14 protein-coding genes are annotated in these 18755 nt (G+C 49.2%); 6 read left to right on the forward strand and 8 right to left on the reverse strand.

The annotated features are described in order from the left end of the window. Positions 1-34 precede the first annotated feature (34 nt). Positions 35-1378 (reverse strand): citrate/malate transporter CimH, encoded by a 1344-nt coding sequence (locus tag BR62_RS0100830; RefSeq protein ID WP_032869366.1) that lies wholly within the window; start codon positions 1376-1378, stop codon positions 35-37. A gap of 502 nt (positions 1379-1880) precedes the next feature. Here BR62_RS0100830 and BR62_RS0100835 point away from each other — a divergent pair. The 5 genes from BR62_RS0100835 to BR62_RS0100855 all read left to right on the forward strand — a co-directional run bounded on the left by BR62_RS0100835 (position 1881) and on the right by BR62_RS0100855 (position 8639). Beyond that, positions 1881-3287 carry a cytochrome ubiquinol oxidase subunit I gene (locus tag BR62_RS0100835; RefSeq protein WP_007407763.1) on the forward strand — a complete coding sequence of 469 codons (1407 nt, stop codon included), beginning with the start codon at positions 1881-1883 and terminating at the stop codon, positions 3285-3287. Next, complete coding sequence (gene cydB, locus BR62_RS0100840; RefSeq protein ID WP_032869368.1) at positions 3271-4287, forward strand: cytochrome d ubiquinol oxidase subunit II; 1017 nt, start codon at positions 3271-3273, stop codon at positions 4285-4287. Before BR62_RS0100835 ends, cydB begins: the two co-directional genes overlap by 17 nt. Next, complete coding sequence (gene cydD / locus BR62_RS0100845; RefSeq protein ID WP_032869369.1) at positions 4287-5990, forward strand: thiol reductant ABC exporter subunit CydD; 1704 nt, start codon at positions 4287-4289, stop codon at positions 5988-5990. Before cydB ends, cydD begins: the two co-directional genes overlap by 1 nt. Next, a complete protein-coding gene (cydC, locus tag BR62_RS0100850) occupies positions 5987-7717 on the forward strand; it encodes a thiol reductant ABC exporter subunit CydC (protein WP_032869371.1) in 1731 nt (576 codons plus the stop codon). Before cydD ends, cydC begins: the two co-directional genes overlap by 4 nt. Positions 7718-7808: 91 nt before the next feature. Then, on the forward strand, positions 7809-8639 hold the full coding sequence (locus tag BR62_RS0100855) for an NAD(P)H-hydrate dehydratase (protein ID WP_032869373.1): 831 nt from the start codon (positions 7809-7811) through the stop codon (positions 8637-8639). 13 nt (positions 8640-8652) lie between these two features. On the opposite strand, the gene BR62_RS0100860 is transcribed toward BR62_RS0100855, so the two are convergent. After that, a complete protein-coding gene (locus BR62_RS0100860) occupies positions 8653-10011 on the reverse strand; it encodes a purine-cytosine permease family protein (protein ID WP_015240847.1) in 1359 nt (452 codons plus the stop codon). A 316-nt stretch (positions 10012-10327) separates the two neighbouring features. Here BR62_RS0100860 and BR62_RS0100865 point away from each other — a divergent pair, with 316 nt between their 5' ends. Next, the gene (locus BR62_RS0100865) at positions 10328-11314 is read left to right on the forward strand and encodes a choloylglycine hydrolase family protein (protein WP_032869375.1); all 987 of its coding nucleotides are present in this window, start codon (positions 10328-10330) and stop codon (positions 11312-11314) included. A 39-nt stretch (positions 11315-11353) separates the two neighbouring features. On the opposite strand, the gene katX is transcribed toward BR62_RS0100865, so the two are convergent. The 6 genes from katX to celB all read right to left on the reverse strand — a co-directional run bounded on the left by katX (position 11354) and on the right by celB (position 18738). Next, entirely contained in the window at positions 11354-12967 is a 1614-nt protein-coding gene (gene katX / locus BR62_RS0100870; RefSeq protein ID WP_032869377.1) for a catalase KatX, read from the reverse strand. Between the two features lie 77 nt (positions 12968-13044). Beyond that, a complete protein-coding gene (locus tag BR62_RS0100875) occupies positions 13045-14127 on the reverse strand; it encodes a glycosyl hydrolase (protein WP_032869378.1) in 1083 nt (360 codons plus the stop codon). Positions 14128-14146: 19 nt separating this feature from the next. Beyond that, positions 14147-15091 (reverse strand): mannose-6-phosphate isomerase, class I, encoded by a 945-nt coding sequence (gene manA, locus BR62_RS0100880; protein ID WP_032869380.1) that lies wholly within the window; start codon positions 15089-15091, stop codon positions 14147-14149. After that, complete coding sequence (locus tag BR62_RS0100885; RefSeq protein WP_032869382.1) at positions 15088-15969, reverse strand: ROK family protein; 882 nt, start codon at positions 15967-15969, stop codon at positions 15088-15090. Before BR62_RS0100885 ends, manA begins: the two co-directional genes overlap by 4 nt. A gap of 19 nt (positions 15970-15988) precedes the next feature. Then, positions 15989-17389 carry a glycoside hydrolase family 1 protein gene (locus BR62_RS0100890; RefSeq protein ID WP_032869384.1) on the reverse strand — a complete coding sequence of 467 codons (1401 nt, stop codon included), beginning with the start codon at positions 17387-17389 and terminating at the stop codon, positions 15989-15991. 29 nt (positions 17390-17418) lie between these two features. Next, positions 17419-18738 carry a PTS cellobiose transporter subunit IIC gene (gene celB, locus BR62_RS0100895; protein ID WP_007407751.1) on the reverse strand — a complete coding sequence of 440 codons (1320 nt, stop codon included), beginning with the start codon at positions 18736-18738 and terminating at the stop codon, positions 17419-17421. Positions 18739-18755 lie beyond the last annotated feature (17 nt).

Below are 18755 nucleotides of genomic sequence, written 5' to 3' on the forward strand. Positions count from 1 at the left end.
CAGAGCCTCCGCATATGCGGAGGCTTTTTTCAGTTTAATAGAATTGATGAAGCAGCAGAAGGGTGACACTCACGGTAATCGCTCCGCCGATTCTGGTCGACACTTGGGCGAACGGCATAAGCTCAAGCCGTTCAGCGGCGCTCAAGATCGCGACGTCGCCGGTGCCGCCCTGGCCGGAATGGCAGGCATTAATAATCGCCGTCTCAATCGGGTACAGATTCAGCCATTTTCCGGTCAGAAAACCGACGGCCATCATCGTGACGACGATTGATAAAATGGTAATGATGTTGCTGATCGTAAACGCCGCAATCAGCTTGTCCCACGGTGTCATTGAAACGCCGATCGCAAATAAGAGCGGATAGGTCACGGCTGTCGAGAAAAAGCGCGAGACGCCGAAGGCTCCGTTTTCAATCGAAGCCGGCGCCAGCCTGAACAGCTTAATGAGAACGGCAAGGACGAGCATCACGACAGGAGCCGGAAGCTGAAAGAAATCATGCGCCAGCATGCCGACCAAATAGAGGGAAACCGCTAAAATACCGCCTGAAGCGAAAAAGGACAAATCAAACGTTTTATCATTGGCCGGCTGTTCCAATGCGGGAGCGGAATGATCAGACTTATCAACCTTCCCGTTGCCCGTCCATTCCGGTTTGCGTTTCCCGATGACATTCAGCAAACCCGATAACATAATGGCGCACAGGCTGCCGAGCATGATGGACGGCAGCACAAGCGCAAAGGCGTCTCCCTGGGACATCGGCATAATATCGGAGTAGCCGATGGATAAAGGAATCGCGCCTTCACCGACACCCCCCGCCATAATCGGAACGACAATATAAAGCAGTGTGTGCTGAAAGCCGAGCCCGAGCAGCGTCCCGACGCATAAGCCGACGATGGCGGCCGCGATCGAGCCGGCGATCAGCGGAATAAAAATCTTAACGAAAGCTTTGACGAGCGTCTCTCTTTTCATCCCGAGAATACTGCCGACGACGATACCGGCAATAAATAGATAGAGAAAGTTGGAGCTTTCTGTGAATTTTGTTGTTGAAGTAATAATGTCTTTCGGAAGCAGGTGGTAGTAGACGACAGCGGATGGAATAAAGGTTGCGAGAATCGCAGGGCCGCCGATGGAACGCACGATCGGAATGGATTTTCCGATCTGGCCGAAGGTAAATCCGAAAAAACTCATGACGGCAATTGATGTCAGAATGTCGCTTTTTACATCACGGCTCATGACAAACACCGTAATAAGCAAGAAAAGCAGGATATAGATAGGAAGAGGAATAATGCCGATTCTTATATTCATTGCTCTGGCAAACCAGTTATCAGTCCGTTCCTGTTTTTGGATTGAATCCGTTTGCAATTTTGGTTGAAGTTCTCCCATGCTTGTTCCCCCAGTCGTTATGTAGTGAAAAAATATCCCCATTTAAAGTATACTAAAAAATTTAAATTGTTCATATATTATGAATTTACTAGGGGGCATGCTTTCTTCACATTTTCTTTCTCAAAATGGCGATTTGGCGGGCTTTTTCACCGAGAAAAGCATTTTGTTCGCCACACGAATAAAAAAGAGGTACGATATCAAAGGGACAAATATCCTAGGTGCTGACATAAAATCTCTACAAATCCGACAATAATCGGTCACAATTTCAGCCTTATTTTAGGTATATTGATCTTTTTTTTTAGGCTGAATCGTTGTAAAGTAATGATATTGAATCATTTCTATGACAGCCGCTGTCCCCCAGGGTGTACAGGCTGATATTTCAATAGTTTTGACGAATTTGTGAAACATTGAGCAAATATATCATTTTTTGTGAAATACCGAGCAATGATTTCGCTATGTTTGTGAAATGTTGAGCAATTTACCAGATTGGAGGAAAAACATCATGAGTGAGTTGGTATTAGCCCGCATTCAATTTGCATCTACAACATTGTTTCACTTCTTGTTTGTGCCTTTGTCTATCGGGCTTGTGTTTATGGTTGCTTTGATGGAGACGCTTTATGTTGTCAAAAAACAAGAGACCTATCTCAAAATGGCTAAATTTTGGGGGCATCTCTTTTTAATTAACTTCGCTGTCGGCGTCGTCACAGGGATTCTTCAGGAATTCCAGTTCGGATTGAACTGGTCTGATTATTCCCGTTTTGTCGGAGACGTATTTGGGGCTCCGCTTGCGATTGAAGCGCTTTTGGCGTTTTTTATGGAGTCTATTTTTATCGGATTATGGATTTTCGGCTGGGACCGTTTATCTAAAAAAGTGCATTTGCTTTGCATTTGGCTTGTATCTTTCGGAACGATTATGTCATCTTTCTGGATTTTGACGGCAAACTCATTCATGCAGGAGCCGGTCGGCTTTACGATTAAAAACGGCCGAGCGGAAATGAATGATTTCGGGGCGCTTTTGACAAACCCTCAGCTTTGGGTTGAATTCCCTCACGTCATTTTCGGGGCGCTTGCGACGGGTGCTTTCTTTATCGCCGGTGTCAGCGCATTTAAATTATTGAAGAAAAAAGAAGTGCCTTTCTTCCATAAATCTTTCAAGCTTTCGATGATTGTCGGTCTGATCGCCGGTATCGGCGTTGCGTTCAGCGGACATATGCAGGCTGAGCATTTAATGGAATCGCAGCCGATGAAAATGGCTGCCAGTGAAGCGCTTTGGGATGACAGCGGTGATCCTGCCGCGTGGACGGCTTTTGCGAACATTGATACGAATAAAGAAAAAAACACATCAGAAATTTCAATTCCTTACGCACTCAGCTACTTGGCTTACCAGAAGTTCAGCGGCAGTGTGAAAGGGATGAAAACACTTCAAAAAGAATATGAAAAAACGTACGGAAAAGGCGACTATATCCCGCCTGTCAAAACGACGTTCTGGAGTTTCCGCATTATGGCGGGAGCGGGCGCGCTTATGATTTTTGCCGCGATTGCCGGCTTTATTCTGAACCGCCGCAAAAAGCTTCATACGAGCAAGTGGTATTTACGGGGCATGATCGCGCTGATCGCATTCCCGTTCATTGCGAACTCTGCCGGTTGGATTATGACTGAAATCGGCCGCCAGCCGTGGACGGTCATGGGGCAAATGACGACCGCACAATCCGTTTCGCCTAACGTAACGACGGGATCTCTGCTGTTTTCAATTATCGGCTTCGGCGTCATGTACTTGATTTTAGGCGCGCTGCTTGTCTTCCTATTCGTTCGTGAAATTAAAAAAGGTGCGGACCATGATGATCACAAGGATGTTCCTGTATCAACGGATCCGTTCAGTCAGGAGGTCTACCATGGGGTCACTTCATGATCTTTGGTTTATACTCGTTTCAGTTTTGTTTGTCGGATTTTTCTTTTTAGAAGGTTTTGATTTCGGTGTCGGCATTTCGACCCGATTTCTTGGCCATAATGAATTAGAACGCAGAGTGCTGATTAACACCATCGGCCCGTTCTGGGATGCGAATGAGGTATGGCTGCTGACAGGTACGGGAGCGATCTTCGCGGCATTCCCGAACTGGTATGCGACGATGCTGAGCGGATATTATATTCCGTTTATCATCATCCTTCTTGCTTTAATGGGACGCGGCGTGGCGTTTGAATTCCGCGGAAAAGTGAATCATTTAAAATGGGTCAAAACATGGGACTGGGTGATTTTCTTCGGCAGCCTTATCCCGCCGTTTGTATTCGGCCTTATCTTCACAAGCTTGTTCCGCGGCATGCCGATTGACGGCCATATGAATATGCATGCGGGTTTTTCAGATATTGTGAACGTGTATTCCGTCCTTGGCGGAGCAGCCGTCACCCTTCTTTCATTCCTGCACGGTTTAATGTTTATCACCCTGCGCACGATCGGTGATTTACAAGAGCGTGCGAGAAAAATGGCAAAACGCGTAATCGGTGTTATCTTTCTTGTTGTACTTGCTTTCTTTGCGATGTCTGCATACGATACGGACATGTTTACACGCCGGGCAAACATCACGATTCCGGTATTCGTGCTGATTGTCATCTGCAACGTTCTTGCTGTTGTGTTCATGAGCAAGAAAAAAGACGGCTGGGCATTCGGTATGACCGGCGCGGGTCTTGCTTTGACAGTTGCGATGATTTTTATCTCTCTGTTCCCGCGCGTCATGGTCAGCTCGCTGAAAAGCGCGTATGACTTAACAGTAGCTAACGCGTCTTCCGGTGATTATTCACTTAAGGTCATGACAATTGCCGCACTGACTCTGCTGCCGTTTGTCATCGGCAGTCAGATCTGGAGCTATTATGTCTTCCGGAAACGCGTCAGCCATAAGGAGCCTATGACTTATTAATGGGAAAAGACCTGTTTCTTTATAAAGGAATGAAGCGGATTCTTGCGATCATTACGGGATTAACGATTATACAAACGGCCGCCATCATCTTGCAGGCGGAATGGCTGAGCCAGGCGGTAACCGGATTATTTAACGGGAAGCGGATTGCTTCTCTTTATCCGGTTATCGGCTTTTTCCTGCTTGCGTTTTTGATCCGGCATGCGGTGACAGCGGTCCGGCAGAAAATCGTGTACCAATATGCCGCGCAAACCGGCGCGGACTTAAGAAAAAGATTTCTTGAGCAATTGTTCCGTCTCGGCCCCCGCTTTGTGAAAAAAGAGGGGACAGGCCGGATGGTGACGCTGGCGATGGAAGGCATCAGCCAGTTCCGCCGTTATTTAGAGCTGTTTCTGCCGAAAATGGTCAGCATGGCGATTGTGCCGGCGGCCGTTGTTATTTACGTGTTTTTTCAGGATAAAACATCGGCATTGATTCTGATTCTTGCGCTTCCGATTTTGATTGTATTTATGATTCTGCTCGGACTTGTCGCACAGAAAAAAGCCGATCGCCAATGGAAGTCCTATCAGACGCTTTCCAATCATTTCGTGGATTCGCTCCGCGGACTGGAGACATTGCGGTTTTTAGGATTAAGCAAATCACACAGTGAAAACATCTTTCATGTCAGTGAGAGATACCGCAAGGCGACGATGAGCACGCTCCGGGTCGCGTTTTTATCTTCATTCGCCCTGGATTTCTTTACGATGCTGTCGGTGGCGACAGTGGCGGTGTTTCTCGGCTTGCGGCTGATAGACGGACAAATTCTGCTCGGGCCGGCATTGACCGCGCTCATTCTCGCGCCTGAATATTTTCTCCCGGTCCGCGAAGTGGGAAATGATTACCACGCGACGTTAAACGGGCAGGAGGCGGGGAAAACCATTCAAGCGATTTTGGCGCAGCCCGGTTTTAAAGAAGAAAAGCCGCTCGAACTTGATACGTGGACTGACCGGGATGAATTACAGCTTACGCGTTTGTCCGTCCGGGAATCGATGTCTGAATTTCATCTGTCCTTTAAAGGGAAGAAGAAAATCGGAATTATCGGGGAAAGCGGTGCGGGAAAATCGACACTCATTGATGTGCTGGGCGGCTTTTTAGAGCCTGCGTCCGGTGAGATCAAGGTAAACGGTGAATCCCGCTCGCATCTGCAGTCGGACGGCTGGCAGAAGCAGCTGCTTTATATTCCGCAGCACCCATACATTTTTGATGACACGCTTTTGAATAATATCCGGTTTTATCATCCTGATGCTTCGCGTGAGGACACGGCGCAGGCCGCTAGATCGGCGGGTCTTTCCGAACTGATCCGTGATCTGCCCGGCGGTCTTGACGGCCGGATCGGCGAGGGCGGACGGGCGCTCAGCGGAGGGCAGGCTCAGCGTGTCGCGCTGGCCAGAGCCTTTTTAGGAAACCGGCCGATTCTCCTGTTGGATGAGCCGACCGCTCACCTTGATATTGAAACAGAATATGAAATAAAAGAAACGATGAAAGACCTGTTTGAAAACAAACTTGTTTTTCTGGCCACTCACCGTCTTCACTGGATGCTTGAGATGGACGAAATTATCGTGCTTGATGACGGCGCGGTGGCGGAAATCGGCACCCACGACGAATTGATGGCGAAACAAGGCGTATACGCCAAACTTGTAAAGGCGCAACTGGGGGAAAGAACATGAGAAAAGAAGAATGGATTCTGCCGTATATGAAGCAAAATGCCCGTTTGTTTGTTCTTGTGATTTTTTTAGGCGCGGTGACGATTTTTTCGGCGGCCTTTCTCATGTTCACTTCCGGTTTTTTGATCTCTAAGTCGGCGGCTAGGCCTGAGAATATCCTGCTGGTGTACGTTCCGATTGTAGCCGTGCGGACCTTCGGGATTGCCCGTTCAGTCTCACGGTACGCCGAGCGTCTGACGGGGCACCATATCATTTTGAAAATCGTGTCCGACATGAGGGTGCGGCTTTACAATATGCTGGAGCCGGCCTCGCTCATGCTTTCATCCCGTTTTCGGACGGGCGACATGCTCGGCATTTTGGCTGAGGATATTGAGCATTTGCAGGATGCGTTTTTAAAAACGATTTTCCCTGCGGTTTCCGCTTTGCTGCTGTATGCGGCATCCGTTATCGGACTCGGCTTTTTTTCCTGGCCGTTTGCCGCTTTTGCGGCGATTTATCTGTTTATATTGGTTGTATTGTTTCCGGTTGTGTCGCTTCTTGTGACGAGAGCGAAAAACATGAGGCTGAAAAGCGGCCGGAATACGCTCTACAGCCGGCTTACAGATGCCGTGCTCGGCGTGAGCGACTGGATGTTCTCGGGACGCCAGGCGGCCTTTATTTCCTCTTATGAAGAGAAAGAGAAGGCATGGTTTGATCTTGAAAGCAAACGTCAGCGGTTTACGAGATGGCGTGATCTCGCCGCGCAATGCCTTGTCGGCGGCTTCATATTGATCATGCTGTTCTGGACGGCGGGTCAGTATGCGGACGGCAGCATTGCCAACACGATGATCGCGGCCTTTGTGCTCGTCGTATTTCCATTGACGGAGGCGTTTCTGCCCCTTTCGGATGCGCTGACGGAAGTGCCTTCTTATCAGGATTCCATCAATAGAATGAGTCAGGCGGCTCCGGAGCTGCGAAGTCGTGAGGTGAAGCAGACAGATGAGAAACTGGATGTATCTGATGTGACACTTACATTTGATAACGTGACGTTTTCTTATGATCAGCACAGTCATGTGCTTGACCGTTTTTCCTTCACTCTCCGCCAAGGTGAAAAAATGGCGCTGCTCGGCAGGAGCGGCTCCGGTAAGTCGACCTCTCTCGCTTTAATTGAAGGCGCCTTAGTTCCCGATTCGGGCAAAGTGATGCTGAACGGGCTGGAAACTGCGGCCGTGCAGGAGCAGATTTCCTCAGCGGTGGCCGTTTTGAATCAGAAACCTCATCTCTTTAACACGAGCATTATGAACAATATCCGGCTCGGAAACGGCAAGGCGAGTGATGAAGATGTTAAGCGTGCGGCTCGGCAAGTGAAGCTGCATGATTATATTGAATCACTGCCTGACGGATATGAAACGTCCGTGCAGGAGACGGGGATTCGTTTCTCAGGCGGGGAACGGCAGCGGATCGCGCTTGCCCGTATTCTGCTCCAAGACACGCCGGTCATTATCCTTGATGAACCGACGGTCGGCCTTGATGCGGTCACTGAACGCGAATTGCTTGATACGATTTTTGATGTCTTTAAAGAGAAAACGATCCTCTGGATTACACACCATTTAGCGGGTGTGGAAACAGCTGATAAAATCGTCTTTTTAGAAAATGGAAAAGCAGAAATGGAAGGAACCCATCAAGAGCTTCTTGCAGAAAACGAACGGTACCGGAAGCTTTACCGTCTTGATGTTCCGATCAGAACATAAACAGCCGCAAACAAGCGGCTGTTTTTTTTGTGCGGTTTAAAATCTCTTCTTGTTTGGAATATAAATAGGAGACAGAAGAGGAGGTACAGAGATGAATATAATGGATTGGACGGAACAGGATGTGAAAGATACGCTGCCGAAGCGGGAGGCAGACAGCCATAAGGGGACGTTCGGGACGGCGTTATTGCTGGCCGGGAGCGATGACATGCCGGGAGCCGCCCTTCTGGCCGGATTGGGCGCGATGAGAAGCGGTGTCGGCAAGCTCGTCATCGGTACATCGGCAGGCGTCATTCCGCTTATCGTCCCGGTGCTGCCGGAAGCGACGTACTGGCGTGACGGCTGGAAAAAAGCCGCGGCGGGCCAGCCCGGGGAAACCATCCGGGCCGCTGCCATCGGACCGGGCCTTCCCCAAACAGACGAAGTGCAGCAGGCGGCTGATCAGCTGCTTTCTGCCGATTATCCCGTCATACTGGACGCGGGCGCCATTACGAAAAGAACCTATCCAAAGAGGAAAGCCCCCGTGATCTTGACGCCTCATCCCGGCGAATTTTCCAGAATGACAGGCCTTCCGATTCAAGAGATTCAGCAGAACAGAGCGGGATATGCCACAGAATGGGCGGAGCGGCTTCACGTCACGATTGTCTTGAAAGGAAACGAAACCATTATCGCTTTTCCCGACGGGGAATGCCGCAGGAATACAACCGGAAACGGCGCGCTTGCAAAAGGCGGGACCGGCGACACGCTGACGGGAATGATTCTCGGCATGCTGTGCTGTCATCAAGACCCGAAGCATGCCGTATTGAACGCCGTCCGCCTTCACGGTGAATGTGCGGAGGTATGGACGAAAGAGCGCTCCGCCCATACCTTATTGGCGCACGAACTTTCTGAACTGCTGCCGCGTGTATGGAAGGAATATGAATAAAGAAAAGGCGTCTTCATAGAGAAGGCGCCTCTTGTTGTTTTACCCTTGATTTCATCAGGACATAATACAGCAGCGACGGAACGGCCAGGCCGATGACCCAGGCAATGTCGCCTCCGCCGAATATTTCAGCGAGCGGCCCAATGTAAAAGGATGTATTGATGAACGGGATTTCTAATATAATCGACAAAACGAAGGCGGCCGCTGTAATCCAATTGACCCTGCCGTATTGCCCGTTGACGTCAAACATCGATTTGACGTGGTATTTTCCGCGGCGGATAAAATAGTAATCCACGAGGTTGATCGCCGTCCATGGAATTAAGAAATAACTGATGAAAAAGATGAAATTTAAAAACAGTTCCATGAAATTGCTTTGGCCCAAGAGACTTAATACAGTACCTGCTGCCGTCACACAAAGGATCATTACCACTCTCGTTTTCGGCGTCACCTTCAGTTTTAAAAACGGCTCCAAGGTAGTCGTGGTTGACATAAAGGCTCCGTATAAATTAAAGACGTTGATCGCCATTTGCCCGAACAGGACGATGATCAGCATAATAAAGGAAAACGGACCGAACAATCGGACAATCTCATTTCCCGCATTAGCGGTAAATTCCGGGAGCGCCGTCGTCAAAATGGCGCCGAGAAGCATCATCCAGATGGAACTGACTGACGTACCTGCGTAGCTGTACCAAAAGGTATGCGATGCCGGTGTTTTGACCGGCAGATAACGGGAATAATCTGCGACATATGGTGCGTATGCCAGCTGCCATGTGGCCACCGCGCTGACCGCCACTAGAAAAACAGGCAGGTCTAATGAGCCGGGCACCCAGCTTCCTGAAGGAATCGGCAGTTGAAAAATAAGAATCGTTGCAGCAAAAAAAACGGCAAAGGAGGTCCAAGAGAGGATTTTCTGCATTTTGTGAATCAGATCATGACCGTAGATCGTGAGTAAAAAACAGATGGCGCTTAAGCCGATAATACACCATGAAGCCGGAATCGGTACAAAGCTGCTCAGTGTACCGGCTGCGAGAATCGTACTGCTCGCAAAGAAGCCCAGGTAGATAAACATGACCAAAAAGAGGGGCAGAATCGCTCCGATCACGCCGAATTGCGCGCGGCTTTGAATCATTTGCGGAATTCCGAGCTGAGGTCCTTGTGCGGAATGAGACGCCATAAAGATTGCGCCGATAAAGGTTCCGATAATAATGGCGGCGATACTCCAAAAGAGATCGAGCCCCATTGTAACGGGCAGTGTGCCTGTGACTAACGTCGTAATATGCATATTCGCCCCGAACCAGACGGGGAATAAATCTTTAGCCTTTCCGTGTCTTTCGTCATGCGGAATATGTTCAATCGTTCGCCTTTCTACTTTCAATAGATAATCTCCTCCGTATGTTCTTCTTTAACATAAAGACATAGCTTAACAGATTGACCTGCCGTTTACAAATTCCAGCATGCAGGAAAAACATTGTAAAGCCTCGTTGACAGCCGTTCAAAAGTTTTTTTGAAAAACGGAACAAACACTGCCGCCAAAACGATTTGCCAGGGTTTAAAAGGCATGGATATGCTTACGGACTAATATGTATTAAGGAGAAATGTGTCAATCTTTTGACGAATGGAGCCATTATTCGTTAAGCTGGAAGAATAGTTTACTTTGTGTAAATTTCATTAATGAAAAGGGGATTGATGATATGTGTACAAGTCTTACATTGAAAACGACAGACGGTAATCACCTATTGGCACGAACGATGGATTTTGCATTTCAGCTCGGTACGGACGTCGTGCTTTACCCTCGTCAGTACAGCTGGAAAAGCGAAGCTGACGGCAGGATGCATAAGACGAAATACGCATTTATCGGCATGGGGAGAAATCTCGGCAATGTTCTGTTTGCCGACGGCGTAAATGAAAAAGGGCTGTCGTGTGCGACGCTGTATTTTCCGGGCTTTGCGGGATACGAGAAAGCGGAACGGGAGGGCACCTGTCACATCGCTCCTCATGAGTTTGTCACCTGGGCCTTATCAAACTGTGAATCTCTTGAAGACATAAAGGAAAAGCTCTCAATGCTGACGATTGTAGAGAAGAAGTTAATGTTATTGGATACGGTGCTGCCTCTTCATTGGATTTTATCAGACCGCACGGGCGGCTGCATTGTCATCGAGCCGACACCGGAGGGAATGAAAGTATATGACAACAAACCCGGAGTGATGACCAACAGTCCGGAATTTCCTTGGCATGTGACCAATCTGCGCCATTATATCGGAATCAGGCCGCAGCAGTCAGAAAGCAAAACATTGGGCGGAATGACATTAACCGCTTTCGGCCAAGGATCTGGAACGATCGGGCTTCCCGGTGATTACACGCCGCCATCCCGATTCATCAGAGCCGCTTATCTGAAAGAGCATTTAGAGCCTGCCGCTCATGAAACGGATGGCGTTACGGCCGCTTTTCACGTGCTGTCCAATGTGAATATTCCAAAAGGCGCGGTGATCACAGAGGAGAATGAAATTGATTATACGCAGTATACGTCGGTCATGTGCTGTGACACCGGGAACTACTACTTTCATCTGTACGACAACCGGCAGATTCACAAAGTAAGTTTATTCCATGAAGATCTTGACTGTCCGGAGCCGAAAGTATTTGCGGCCGCGGCGGAGCAGAATATACAGGAGCTGAATTAGCTCAAAAAAAAACAGGACGCGATTGTCCTGTTTTTTTATTTAATACGGATCAGACGGATGGCTTTCCTGTTCAGCCTGTTTTGCGGCTTGTGCTGTATCAGTAGTGCCGATCGGCCCGCCGCTGTTGCTTTCGGCGGCTTTTTTCAGCCCTTCCGCCACACGTTTTCCGTAGTCCGGATCTGCTTTTGTGAAATTCTCAATCATTTGATCCTGAATGTCTTTCCGGCAGGAAGAAAGCGTATTGACCAGGTTTGTGATCAATTCGTTCCGTTCAAATTCCGAAAATCGGCGGTATGTTTCTCCGGCCTGGCCGAAATTATTCGGCCGGTCGATCGCTTCCCGCTTCACATCGCCTTCGACATGAGGTGTATGGTCTTTCCCATCCTGCTTTGCTTCGTTGAGTCCTCCCATAACGGACGGCTCATAGTTGACGTGCGGGTTTTGTCCTTCTGCCCGATCGACCCGATACTGCATTTGCCCGCCTTCCTGGTTGGTGGCGACATGCTTTTTCGGCGAGTTGATCGGAAGCTGCAGGTAGTTTGCGCCGACGCGGTACCGCTGGGTATCTGAATAGGAGAATGTCCGTCCCTGAAGTAATTTGTCATCCGAAAAATCAAGGCCGTCCACAAGCACGCCCGTTCCGAATGACGCTTGTTCCACCTCGGCATGGTAGTTTTCCGGGTTTTTGTTCAGAACCAATTTACCGATCGGCTTCCAAGGGAAATCGTCTTTATACCACAGCTTGGTCGGATCAAGCGGATCAAAATCCAGCTCGGGGTGTTCGTCATCAGTCATGATTTGCGCATACACTTCCCATTCAGGGTAATCGCCTTTTTCAATCGCTTCATACAAATCCTGTGTCGCATGGTTAAAGTTTTTCCCCTGAATCTCTTCCGCTTCCTTCTGTGTCAGGTTGCGGATGCCCTGTTTCGGTTCAAAGTGATATTTGACGAGCACGGCTTTTCCTTCTTCATTGACCCATTTGTAGGCATGGACGCCTGAGCCCTGCATCTGCCGGTAGTTGGCCGGGATGCCCCACGGCGAAAACAAGAAAGTGATCATATGAGTCGCTTCCGGTGATTGGGAAATGAAGTCGAAAATACGCTCGCCGTCCTGAATGTTCGTAACAGGATCAGGCTGAAATGCGTGCACAAGATCCGGGAACTTCAGCGGATCACGGATAAAAAAGATTTTCAAGTTGTTGCCGACCAGATCCCAGTTGCCGTCTTCGGTATAAAGCTTAACGGCAAACCCCCGGGGGTCACGCAATGTTTCCGGGGAATGCTTTCCGTGGTTGACGGTAGAAAACCGCACAAACGCCGGAGTTTTCATTCCTTTCTTTTGAAACACTTTCGCTCTTGTGTATGTAGAAATCTCCTCGTCTCCAAAACTTCCGTACGCCTCAAAGTATCCGTGTGCGCCGGCGCCGCGCGCGTGAACGACGCGCTCGGGAATCCGTTCACGGTCAAAGTGGCTGATTTTCTCCAAAAAATCATAATTCTCCAATGTCGTCGGTCCTCTATTGCCGACTGTCCTGACATTCTGGTTGTCAGTGACCGGATGGCCCTGCCGGTTTGTCAGCGTGTCTTCTGACTCGCCTTTACCGGTCGTCTTACTGGAAAGCGTTTCTTCGCTGTTTTTGTTATTTTCCATTGTTGAACCCTCCTTTTTGAACGGTAACAATATGCCCAGCAGAGCCGTTTCTTAAAACCGATTTTCAAAAGAAGCAGTTATTCCGCGATCGGCGTCAAGGACCCGCCGTTCCATATTTCGCCCTTGTTCAGCGTCCAGCTGTTTTGATAAAGGGCCTGCGCGCCTTGGTTGGCCGCCGGACTTAATTGTTCATCCCATGTCAAAAAGTACGTGGTCTCAGGATACTTTTGCCTGATCGCATTGATAAAAGCAGCATAATCAAAGCTTCCGATATTGCCGGACGGACCGGTTTCGGCAAAGGCAAACGGTTTTTTCAGAGACAGCATTTCATCATAGCCTGATATCGCATACGGATCAGTGAAGTAAGCGTCCAGACCGGTAATATCCACATAAGATGAGCCTGGGTAAAAGTCTGTTTTAAAGTCTCTGTTGGCATCCGGCGAATACACCCACAAAAGGTTATCCAATCCTCTTGTCTCTGTCATATAGCGGTATATCTTCTTGTAAAGCTCTTTGTACAGCGAGATTCTCTCATTGTCTTTTTGGTTGTAGCCTGTCAGCCCCCACCAGAACCACTCGCCGTTCATTTCATGCAGCGGCCTGAACAGAACGGTGACGCCTTGATTTTTCAGCTGAGTAAGGCCGTCGGCGATTTTGCTGAGCAGCGCCTCAAGCCGTTTTCCTTCAACAGTTGAAGGGTCCAGGATGTTTTTGTACTGGCTGTTTGAGATGGCCGTTTTATAGTTTCCGGATGGAAAAGCCGGATTTGCGAGATGCAGGCTGACCTGAGGGAGGCCGCCGCTTTTCCAGTATGAGATTAAGCTGCTGTTGCAGCTGTAATCGATAGAATCGGTGATATCCGCTGTTTCAAGCCATCCTCTCCCATAGTCACAGCCGTAGATGGCGGGAGACTGTCCCGTCGCGTTTTTCAAGCGGTTTTCCTCTGTCATTGAAAAAGTGACATCGCTGTACCCGCCGAACGCCCCGGACATGACCCTGTTTTCTGAACGGTTGGGCAGGTGCGCCAGCCAGTTCATGATATCTTTTGTCGTCTGCTGGGCATTTGGGTTGACGGGATAAACGGTGTGAGCCGATATCGGACTGGCGGCTCCTAAGAGTAATAAAACGATAGACAGGCAGACTGCTAACTTTTTGAGCATATAAAAGACCTCCTGATTTTTAAGATGATGAAGGATGTGAAACGATAACCTCACAATCTCCTTCTATAACAAACTCTCCGGAATCCGCCGGCACGATAAAGTGATCGCCTTTGTGAATGGGGCATCCATCCAGTTCTCCGCGTCCTTTCATGACGCTTGCGAGTAAATACCGGCCGGGTGCGGGAAATGATGCTTTTCCGCTCACATCCCATTGATAAACTGAAAAGAAAGGTGTTTCTGCGAGTGTTGTAATAAGAGCATCTCCGATCCGATGCTTAGTGCTTTTTACAGTTTCAACGGTATGCGGAATGTCTGTTACGTCAATTGCTTTCTGAAGATGAAGCTCGCGTTTATTCCCGTTCCCATCCGTCCGGTCATAGTCGTAAAGCCGGTAGGTGGCATCAGAGCTTTGCTGGATTTCAAGAACGAGCGTACCTTCACATAAAGCGTGCAGTGTGCCGCTCGGGACATAGAAAAAATCGCCGGGCTTAATGGGGATGCGGCGGAGCAGGTGATCCCACTCGTTTTGTTCAATGAGCCGAACGAAGTCTTCTCTCGTTTGGGCGCGGTGCCCTAAAATGAGCTCCGCGTCTTTTTTGCAGTCCAACACGTACCAGCATTCCGTTTTTCCGAGTTCTCCGTTTTCATGCCGATGTGCATATGCGTCATCCGGATGAACCTGTACGGATAAGTCCATATTTGCGTCAAGAATTTTTGTGAGCAGGGGAAAAGCCTCTTCTTTCGGATGTCCGAACAGGTCAGGGTGTTCACTCCAGAGACGCTGTAATGATGTTCCGGAAAAAGGCCCGTTCCGCACAATGGATGTGCCGTGCGGATGAGCTGAAATCGCCCAGCACTCTCCCGTCCGCTCAGAAGGAATCTCATACCCGAATGTATCGCGCAGCTTCGTCCCGCCCCATAATCTTTCTTTAAAAACCGGTTCCAAAAATAAGAGTTTCGTCATTTTTCCGCCTCCCGGTTTGCCGCCTTTAATGCGCGCTCCGCCAATACGAGCGAACCGGCCGCGCCGGAGTGAATCCCTAATTGAGGGGGAACGATGAAGTGTTCAATGTCGGGCAGATCAATATATTGATTCAGCCGCTTTTTCACGTGCTGACGGATAGAAGAGAACAGCTGCCGCTGCTTCATGACGCCCCCGCCGAGAATGATCTTTTCCGGCGAAAGTATGAGAATATACTGCACAAGCGCTTCGGCAATATAATAGCCCTCAAGCTCCCACACTTCCTGCTGATCCGTGAGCAAAAATGCTTTTTTCCCCCAGCGTTTCTCAATGGCGGGGCCTGCCGCGAGGCCTTCCAGACAATCTGTATGGTATGGGCAATTGCCTTTGTAGCCGTCGTCCGGATGTCTTCTGACATAAATGTGGCCCATTTCAGGATGAGACAGCCCTTGAACAAATCTGCCGTTCATGATGGCGCCCGCGCCGATGCCTGTGCCGACCGTCAAATAGAGGCAGCTGTCCGCGTTTTTGGCCGCGCCGAAAGAAGCTTCTCCGAGCGCCGCCGCATTAACGTCGGTGGTGAAGCCTGCGGGAATACCCAGAGCGCTTTTGATCGTTTGAAGAATAGGGCAGTTCCGCCAGGCTGTCTTTGGCGTCGCGGTGATGCACCCGTATGTTTGACTGTCAGGACGGATATCAATCGGTCCGAACGACCCGATGCCGATGGCTTCTATCGGGAAATCTTTAAAGTAACGGATGACCTGTCTGAGTGTGTCATCCGGTTCTCCCGTCGGAAACTCTACTCTGTCCAGAATGGTGCCGTCTCTTTGTCCGGCGGCACAGACAAATTTCGTGCCGCCGGCTTCAATACCTCCAAGCATGGCCGTCCCTCCTCATCTGTTAAAATCCGTTTTGATCGGAAACGGATTTGAACCAGCGGCCGCTTTTTTTGACGGTCCGTTCGCCCCCGTTTTCCAGATTGACAGATACAAAGCCGTAGCGGTTTTTATAAGCATTTGTCCAAGACCAGTTGTCCATGAAAGTCCACAGGTGATAGCCTTTTACATTTGAACCTTCTCCGATGGCCCGATGCACCCATTTGAGATGTTCCTGGATAAATTCAATCCTGTAATCATCCTGAATGATGCCGTTTTCATCGCGGAAGCGTTCCTCGCCTTCTACCCCCATGCCGTTCTCAGAAATAAAACACTCGATATTTCCGTAATGTTCTCTGAGATTGGTGAGAATGTCGTAGATTCCTTTTTCATAAATTTCCCACCCGCGGTGAGGGTTCATTTTCCGGCCGGGCATGACATACGGGTCGAAGAAACGCTCAGGCAGGAAAGGGGCATGCGGATTCGGAACATGTTCTTTTGCCTTGACGCGCCTCGGCTGGTAGTAGTTCACGCCTAACAGGTCGACCGTATGCTCCTGAATGAGGCGGAGATCTTCTTTCTCATAATGCGGCAGAAAGCCTTCCGCCTTGAGAATCTCGACAAGCTCCTCAGGAAATTCGCCCTTTACGGCGGGATCTAAAAATGAACGGTTGAAAAAGGCGTCGGCAATCCGGGACGCTTTGATATCTTCAGGATGTGAGCTTCTCGGATAAGAAGGCGTCAGATTCAGAATGATTCCGATTTGTCCATCCTGTTTCAATTCTCTGTAGGCTTTGACAGCCCTTGCATTCGACAGCAGGGTATGGAAGCCGGCCTGCACCGCTTCTTGAAAATTAACGTGATTCGGGTAATGAAAATCATATAAATAGCCGCCTTCAATCGGCACAATCGGCTCGTTGTGAGTGAACCATTTTTTCACCTTGTCACCGAATAGCGAAAAGCATGTTTTGGCGTAATGTTCAAATGCGTCAACGGTGTTCCGGCTGACCCAGCCCCCCTTACGTTGAAGGGCGAGCGGCATGTCAAAGTGAAACAAATTGACAAACGGCTCAATGCGATGGGCAAGCATTTCATCGATGACGTCCTGATAAAACGCGACCGCTTTCTGATTGACCTCGCCAGTTCCGTCCGGAATCAATCTTGACCAGGAAATAGACAGCCGGAAGGAGTTATGGCCGATTTCTTTCATCAGCCGGATATCCTCCTTGTATTGATCGTAAAAACGTGACGTGTCGCCGGGGCCGACGCCGTTAAAAAAACGGCTCGGCTCTTTTTCATACCAGTAATCCCATATGTTTTGGCTTTTTCCGTCTTTGTCAGCGGCGCCTTCTGTTTGGGTGGCGGAGGCGGAAGACCCCCACCAGAATCCTTCCGGAAAACGATATTGAATATTTGATTCAGTCAATTGATTTCTCTCCCTTACTGCGATTTTGATTACATACTCATGCTGTCATCCCGGGCATGCTGCTCGGTCTCAGCTTCTTTTTCCTTTGCCATGTTTAATTTGTCCAGCGCTTTAAGAAACGGGAACCAGATGACAAACACAATACAGAGGTTGACCAGCTGCATAATGCCGCCCATGACGGAATTGGTCGCCATAATCCCGTTAATGAAAAGGGGGACGGTCCAAGGCACGGTCACGCCGGTAGGAGGGGGCACGATCCCCGCCGACATGGCCAGGTAGGTGACAAGGGTGACAACCATCGGCGCGATGACCCACGGAATGATAATGATCGGGTTCATCACGATCGGCAAACCGAAAATAACCGGCTCATTGACGTTGAAGATGCCCGGCGCGAGACCGAGTTTGGATATCTGTTTCATCTGTTTGCTTTTCATAAAAAGCAAGATGGCGATCACTATGGCCAATGTCATTCCGGTTCCGCCCATTCCGACGGTGTAAATCTCCATAAACGGCTTAGAAATAATATGGGGAATCTCTTTTCCCGCTGTATACGCTGCCAAATTTTCGACCTGTAATGTATTCCAAATCGGGTCCATCACGGAATTGATAATGATTTGTCCGTGAAGTCCGAAAAACCATAAAATCTGAATAAAGAAAACAGCGATTAATGTAGGAATGATGCCGCTTCCAAGTCCGACAAGCGGTGCTTGAACCGTATGATAAATGACATCATGCAGATTGGTGTGAAAGATCTGGGTGACAGCCGCATTGATCAAGAGGAAGACGGTAAGCGTGATAAAAGCCGGAATCAATGCGGCGAACGATTTAGCAACAGCCGGAGGAACACCGGCAGGCATCTTAATCGTTAAGTTTCTCTGAACGATTCTTCTGTAGATTTCACCTGACAAAAACGCGGTCATCATGCCGAGAAACATCCCTTTTGCTCCAAGCCGGTCAACCGGAATGACGCCTGCGACCGCTTTGCCCGTTTCCGGCTCTGAAACGAACGGGGTGAGCAGCAGAAAAGAAACCAATGCGATCGCTCCGCCGAATACGGCCTCCACTTCGTAGCTTTTGGAAAGGTAATAGCCGATCCCGAAGACGACAAAAATGGACATAATCCCCATCGTCGCCGTCGAAGCGCCGCCAAATCCGGATTGAAAGACAGACAGGGCGGAGCTGCTCATGATTTTGTTTAAAAACGGCAGGTTCGTCAGCACGACGAACACCGAACCGAAAATGGTCAGCGGAAACGCCAGCATAAAAGCATCCCGTAAGACTTGCAAGTAGCGGTTATTGTTTAATTTGCCCGCGATCGGAACAAGGAATTGGCTGATTTTCTCAAACACGTCTTCACCCCCGGCTT

This window comes from Bacillus sp. UNC69MF, from assembly GCF_000746035.1.
GTDB lineage: Bacteria > Bacillota > Bacilli > Bacillales > Bacillaceae > Bacillus > Bacillus velezensis.

Bases quoted from the DNA above. Each gene is read 5' to 3' on its own strand.
- BR62_RS0100885 (WP_032869382.1), bottom strand. From the start codon at position 15,969: ATGCTTGGAGGTATTGAAGCCGGCGGCACGAAATTTGTCTGTGCCGCC.
- BR62_RS0100865 (WP_032869375.1), top strand. From the start codon at position 10,328: ATGTGTACAAGTCTTACATTGAAAACGACAGACGGTAATCACCTATTG.
- BR62_RS0100835 (WP_007407763.1), top strand. From the start codon at position 1,881: ATGAGTGAGTTGGTATTAGCCCGCATTCAATTTGCATCTACAACATTG.
- cydC (WP_032869371.1), top strand. From the start codon at position 5,987: ATGAGAAAAGAAGAATGGATTCTGCCGTATATGAAGCAAAATGCCCGT.
- BR62_RS0100855 (WP_032869373.1), top strand. From the start codon at position 7,809: ATGAATATAATGGATTGGACGGAACAGGATGTGAAAGATACGCTGCCG.
- manA (WP_032869380.1), bottom strand. From the start codon at position 15,091: ATGACGAAACTCTTATTTTTGGAACCGGTTTTTAAAGAAAGATTATGG.
- katX (WP_032869377.1), bottom strand. From the start codon at position 12,967: ATGGAAAATAACAAAAACAGCGAAGAAACGCTTTCCAGTAAGACGACC.
- cydD (WP_032869369.1), top strand. From the start codon at position 4,287: ATGGGAAAAGACCTGTTTCTTTATAAAGGAATGAAGCGGATTCTTGCG.
- BR62_RS0100875 (WP_032869378.1), bottom strand. From the start codon at position 14,127: ATGCTCAAAAAGTTAGCAGTCTGCCTGTCTATCGTTTTATTACTCTTA.
- cydB (WP_032869368.1), top strand. From the start codon at position 3,271: ATGGGGTCACTTCATGATCTTTGGTTTATACTCGTTTCAGTTTTGTTT.
- BR62_RS0100830 (WP_032869366.1), bottom strand. From the start codon at position 1,378: ATGGGAGAACTTCAACCAAAATTGCAAACGGATTCAATCCAAAAACAG.